The following is a 6,210-nucleotide window of genomic DNA, read 5'->3' on the forward strand; positions in this document are numbered from 1 at the left end:
TTCTTCTCCGCCCTTACTGCGCCTGTACCCGCAGCTCAGCTGCGGAACGGCTACGGTGACCTAACAGTGCTTTTACATCGCTGGATTTTGGTTTGATCAAAGCAAACTTTGGTGCCCATTCAGGCCAGTGCGCCAAGATCTCCTCGCCACGACTAGAGCCGGTCAGTTGCACATGCTCGGTGATTAAACCGCGCAGATGCTCTTCGTGGATTGCCAGCTGATCCATACTCAGCACTTCAACCAGTTCTGGGTTAACGCGTTTGCGGAATTCACCGTCTTCGTCGAGCACGTAAGCGAATCCACCGGTCATACCTGCACCGAAGTTGATACCGGTACGACCCATGACGCAGACGATCCCGCCGGTCATATATTCACAGCCGTTATCGCCGATACCTTCAACCACGGTAATAGCACCGGAATTTCGTACCGCAAAACGCTCACCGGCGCGGCCTGCTGCAAACAGCTTGCCGCCGGTTGCGCCATACAGGCAGGTGTTGCCGATAATACTGGCCTCATGGCTACGGAAGGCAGAGCCCACCGGAGGGCGAACCACGATCTTACCGCCCGCCATGCCTTTACCAACGTAGTCATTGGCGTCGCCCGTTAGCGTTAGCTCTACGCCGCCGGCGTTCCACACACCGAAGCTTTGACCGGCGGTGCCGGTGAACTGTGCCTTGATCGGATCGCTTGCCAGCCCTTGATCGCCATGTTGTTCAGCAATGGCACCAGACAGCGATGCGCCAACGGAGCGGTCGGTATTACGGATATCAAAGAAGACGGTTTTGCTTTGTTTGGCTTCGATATTGGCCTGAACCTGCGCCAATAGCTCTTTGTTGAGCAAGCCTTTATCAAATGATGGATTACTTTCGGTGCAGTACACCGCTTTACCCGGTTTAGGTTCTGCTGTTTTCAGCAGCGCAGACAGATCCAGCTTGTTTTGCTTAGCGGTGAAACCGTCGAGCTCAAGCAGCAGGTCGGTACGGCCAATTAGGTCGACTAAACGAGTGACGCCAAGCTCAGCCATCAGCTCACGGGTTTCGCGGGCGATGAACTGGAAGTAGTTAGCGACGCGCTCTGGCAAACCATGGAAGTGGTTGCGACGTAGTTTTTCATCCTGAGTTGCCACGCCGGTTGCGCAGTTGTTGAGATGGCAAATACGCAGGTATTTGCAGCCCAGCGCCACCATCGGCCCCGTACCAAAGCCGAAGCTTTCTGCTCCTAAAATTGCGGCCTTGATAATATCGACGCCGGTTTTTAGCCCGCCATCAACCTGCAAACGAATTTTATGGCGCAGACCGTTGGCCACTAACGCCTGTTGAGTTTCAACCAGACCCAGTTCCCACGGACAGCCAGCATATTTCACTGACGACAATGGACTTGCGCCCGTACCGCCATCGTAGCCCGCGATGGTAATGAGATCCGCATAGGCTTTAGCAACGCCGGTAGCGATAGTACCAACGCCCGGTTCAGACACCAGTTTGACGGAAATCAGCGCCTTTGGATTCACCTGTTTTAAATCGAAAATCAGCTGGGCCAAATCTTCGATAGAGTAAATATCATGGTGCGGTGGTGGTGAAATCAGCGTCACGCCGGGAACCGAATAGCGCAGTTTGGCGATATATGGCGTCACTTTATCGCCCGGCAACTGGCCACCTTCGCCCGGTTTTGCACCCTGAGCGACTTTGATCTGAATAACGTCGGCGTTAACCAAATAAGCTGGGGTTACGCCGAAACGACCTGAAGCCACCTGTTTGATTCGGGAAACTTTACTGGTTTTGTAGCGCGCAGGATCTTCGCCGCCTTCACCGGAGTTAGAAAAGCCGCCTAAGCCATTCATCGCTTCAGCCAGTGCTTCATGTGCCTCTGGGCTCAGTGCGCCGATAGACATGGCAGCGGTGTCAAAACGCTTAAATAGCTCATTGGCTGGCTCAACGCTTTCGACGGGAACCGCATCACCGTTCGGCGTAATTTTTAGTAGATCGCGCAGCGTTGAAACTGGACGCTCGTTAACCAACTTGGCATATTTTTGGTAATCGCCGTATTCACCGCTTTGTACCGCAGCCTGCAGGGTGTTCACCACGTCAGGGTTGTACATGTGGTATTCGCCGTCGTGAACGTATTTCAGCAGTCCACCCTGATCCAACGGCTTACGCTTCAGCCATGCGCGTTTAGAGAGGTTTTGCAGATCCTGCTGGAAATCACTAAATCCGGCGCCGCCGATACGGCTAACCACGCCTGGGAAGCACAGATTGCTGACGTCACGATGTAAGCCCACGGCTTCAAAAAGTTTAGAACAGCGATAGGAGGCGATCGTTGAGATCCCCATTTTCGACATGATTTTGTACAAACCTTTGTTGATGCCGTTACGGTAGTTCAACATCACTTCACGGTACTTTTTGTCGATAGCGTGGGAGTCTGCCAGCTTAGCCAACGTTTCATAGGCTAAGTAAGGGTAGATTGCCGTGGCACCAAAGCCTAATAGGACGGCAAAGTGGTGCGGGTCGCGTGCGCTGGCGGTTTCAACAATGATGTTGGCATCGCAGCGCAGATTTTTTTCGACCAAACGCTGTTGGATAGAACCTACCGCCATGGGCGCGGGTACCGGCAAGCGTTCTGCGCTGATATTTCTATCCGACAGCACCAACAGTACGGCACCATGGCGAACTTTTTGCTCGGCCTCTTCGCAGAGCGCATGGATAGCCTGTTGTAAATCGGTGTGCTGCGGATCGAACGTCAGATCGAGCGTATCTGCGCGGTAATGTTCGCTATCTTGCGTGGTGAGCTGGGTAAAGTCAGAGTACAGCAGGATTGGCGATTTGAAGTTCAAGCGATGAGCCTGACCTTCCGCTTCGCTAAACACGTTCATTTCGCGGCCAATGCTGGTGGACAGCGACATCACATGCGCTTCGCGCAGCGGATCGATTGGCGGGTTGGTCACCTGTGCAAACTGCTGGCGGAAATAGTCATAAATGATGCGCGGGCGGCTAGAGAGCACGGCAAACGGGGTGTCATCGCCCATAGAACCGGTGGCTTCTTGTCCGTTTTCGCCCAGCACGCGCAGGATTTGATCTAATTCTTCGCTGCTATAGCCAAACTGTTTTTGGAACGTTAGCAGCTCATCGTCGCTCAGTTCACGCTTGCCGACCTGATCGTCAGGCAGATCTTCAAACGGAACGAGGCGCTTAACGTTGCGCTCCATCCACTCTTTATACGGATGGCGGCTTTTTAAATCATCGTCGGTTTCTGCTGAATGCAGGATGCGCCCACTGCGGGTGTCGATGACCATCAGCTCGCCGGGGCCAACGCGGCCTTTTTCCAGTACTTCATCCGGCTGATAATCCCAGATGCCCACTTCAGACGCGCAGGTGATGAGTTTATCTTTGGTAATGACATAACGAGCGGGGCGCAGACCGTTGCGATCGAGGTTGCAGGCGGCAAAGCGCCCATCGGACATTACGATACCGGCAGGGCCATCCCACGGCTCCATGTGCATGGAGTTGAAATCGAAGAACGCGCGCAGATCGGCATCCATATCGGGGTTGTTCTGCCATGCCGGTGGAACCAGCAAACGCATGGAGCGCACGATGTCCATCCCGCCGCTGAGCAGTAGCTCCAGCATATTATCCAACGAGCTGGAGTCCGAGCCGGTTTCATTAACGAAAGGCGCGGCGTCCTGAAGATCTGGGATCAGCGGAGTTTTAAATTTATAGGTTCTGGCGCGCGCCCATTGGCGGTTACCGGTGATGGTGTTGATTTCACCGTTGTGGGCCAGATAGCGGAACGGCTGAGCCAGCGGCCAGCGTGGAACGGTATTGGTGGAGAAGCGCTGGTGGAACAGGCAAATTGCCGATTCCAAACGCAGGTCAGCCAAATCGAGGTAGAAGCGCGGCAGGTCGGCGGGCATGCACAGACCTTTATAGATCGTCACCAAATTAGACAGGCTGCAAACGTAGAAGTCTTTATCCTCAATACGTTTTTCAATGCGACGACGAGCCACAAACAGACGACGTTCCATATCGCGTGGACGCCAGCCCGCAGGCGCGTTAACAAATATCTGTTCGATGCGAGGCATGGAGGAAAGGGCGATTTCGCCTAACACATCCTCGTTGATAGGAACCTCACGCCAGCCGATAACCGACAGCGTTTCGTTTTGTAGTTCTTCTTCAACAATCCGGCGGCTAGCGCGGGCTTCGCTTTCATCTTGGCTAAGAAAAATCATGCCAACGGCGTAGTTTTTGGCTAAACGCCAGCCACGTTCTTCGGCCACCATGCGGAAGAAGCGATCGGGTTTTTGCAGCAGCAGACCGCATCCGTCGCCGGTTTTGCCATCTGCCAAAATCGCGCCACGGTGTTGCATACGCGCGAGCGCATGGATCGCGGTACGGACGACTTTGTGGCTTGGCTCACCTTCTATATGGGCGATCAGACCGAAACCACAGTTGTCCTTTTCAAGGGATGCATCGTACAACATATCAGTGAACCTCCCCAGGCTCTGCATTACTAACCATCTTTACTGCGAGTGGGATAGTGCATAACCATTCGGCACGCGCATCCGCCTCGGCTATTGTTTACTTGGGATAAGCCCGCAAGCACTCAATAGCGTGTTTCGAGGGAGTCGTAAATGACTGCATAAAAATGACGAGACGTTAGCCCGTCTAGAAAAAATCGTTAAAAAAACATTTAGCTTCCAGCGGTCTTTCAACTTATCTAGAAAGAGTACGTAGGTCAAATGTGGGCATGCTCACACTTTAGAAGATGATATTCCCATGTAGTTATTTGATTTAAAATGGAAAACTGATGTTTTTCGCTGTTTCTGTAAGTCAAGTCAAGCCAAGAGAAATGTGAGCTGACTCACTGTAGTGCAAGGCTATTATTTATGCACCGTGCTAGAGCAATTCACTTTAATAGTGAATTATATTGTGAAATTAAGTTTTCACGTTGGTTATCACTATTTTTCATCTCAGCAACATCATTGTGTCAGTCGCTTGAAAATAATAAGAATTCTTTATTACCGGTGGTTTGAATTTATTATCATTAATAGTGATTTTTTATTCTTAACGGCGATGGGAAGGGGATTGATCTCTATCAGCGCAGGCTATCGCGGTATGCGATAGGATCTGCCCCTCAGTTTTTTCGTGATGTGTACAGGCGACCTCCTAGATTATGCAGTTGCAGCAACTCGTGAATATGTTCGGTGCCGATCTTCAGCGCCGCTATGGTGAAAAAATTCATAAACTTACCCTTCATGGCGGTTTTAATTGCCCAAATCGTGACGGCACTTTAGGGCGCGGTGGCTGTACTTTTTGCAACGTCGCTTCTTTTGCTGATGAACAAATGCAGCGTCAGAGTATTGCTGAACAGCTTGCCGCGCAGGCGCGCAAGGTGAATCGGGCAAATCGTTACTTGGCTTATTTCCAGGCCTATACGAGTACTTATGCAGAGGTCTGTACGCTGAAGAACATGTATGAAGAGGCATTGCAGCAGGCTGATATGGTCGGGATTTGCGTAGGGACCCGCCCAGACTGTGTACCGGAAAGCGTGCTGGATTTGCTGAGTGAGTACCGTGATAAAGGCTATGAGGTGTGGCTCGAACTAGGTTTGCAGAGCGCACAGGATAAAACGCTAAAACGCATCAATCGTGGGCATGATTTTGCCTGTTATCAAAAAACCACGCGAGCAGCGCGTGAGCGTGGTTTGAAAGTGTGTAGCCATCTGATTGTCGGTTTACCCGGTGAAGCGCAAGAGGAATGCATGCAGACGCTGGAGCGCGTGGTTGAAACCGGCGTGGATGGAATTAAACTGCATCCGCTGCATATCGTTACCGGCAGCACCATGGCGAAGGCTTGGCAGGCGGGGCGCTTGCGCGAGTTACCGCTGGAAGAGTATGTGAATATTGCGGGTGAAATGATCCGCCATACGCCGATGGATATTGTCTATCACCGCATTTCCGCCAGCGCCCGCCGTCCAACGTTGTTAGCACCGTTATGGTGCGAGAACCGTTGGACGGGGATGGTGGAGCTCAATAGATATATGCTGGAATTTGGGGGGCAGGGGTCAGGTTTATAACGTGAGCGTCTTTAGGGTTACTGTGTAATATTCCGCCCGCCTGTTCATACCGAGTTTCAATATCAGTGCTGTGTAGGCGTACGGGCAGAGACCACCAGCGCGTGGTCTCTGCACTCGCGCGCTTTTATCCGAGATGGCATCTTC

Annotated in this window: 2 protein-coding genes; one reads left to right on the forward strand and one right to left on the reverse strand. The window is 52.2% G+C overall.

The genetic code is table 11. The annotated features are described in order from the left end of the window. Nucleotides 1-13: 13 nt before the first annotated feature. Nucleotides 14-4,471, reverse strand: coding sequence for a glutamate synthase large subunit (gene gltB / locus BN1044_RS09980; RefSeq protein WP_072308536.1), 4,458 nt, complete (start codon nucleotides 4,469-4,471; stop codon nucleotides 14-16). Between the two features lie 692 nt (nucleotides 4,472-5,163). Here gltB and BN1044_RS09985 point away from each other — a divergent pair. Continuing rightward, nucleotides 5,164-6,066 (forward strand): tRNA modification radical SAM protein MnmL/YtqA, encoded by a 903-nt coding sequence (locus BN1044_RS09985; RefSeq protein ID WP_072308537.1) that lies wholly within the window; start codon nucleotides 5,164-5,166, stop codon nucleotides 6,064-6,066. Nucleotides 6,067-6,210 lie beyond the last annotated feature (144 nt).

The organism is Hafnia alvei, from assembly GCF_900095695.1.
GTDB classification, from domain to species: domain Bacteria; phylum Pseudomonadota; class Gammaproteobacteria; order Enterobacterales; family Enterobacteriaceae; genus Hafnia; species Hafnia alvei_B.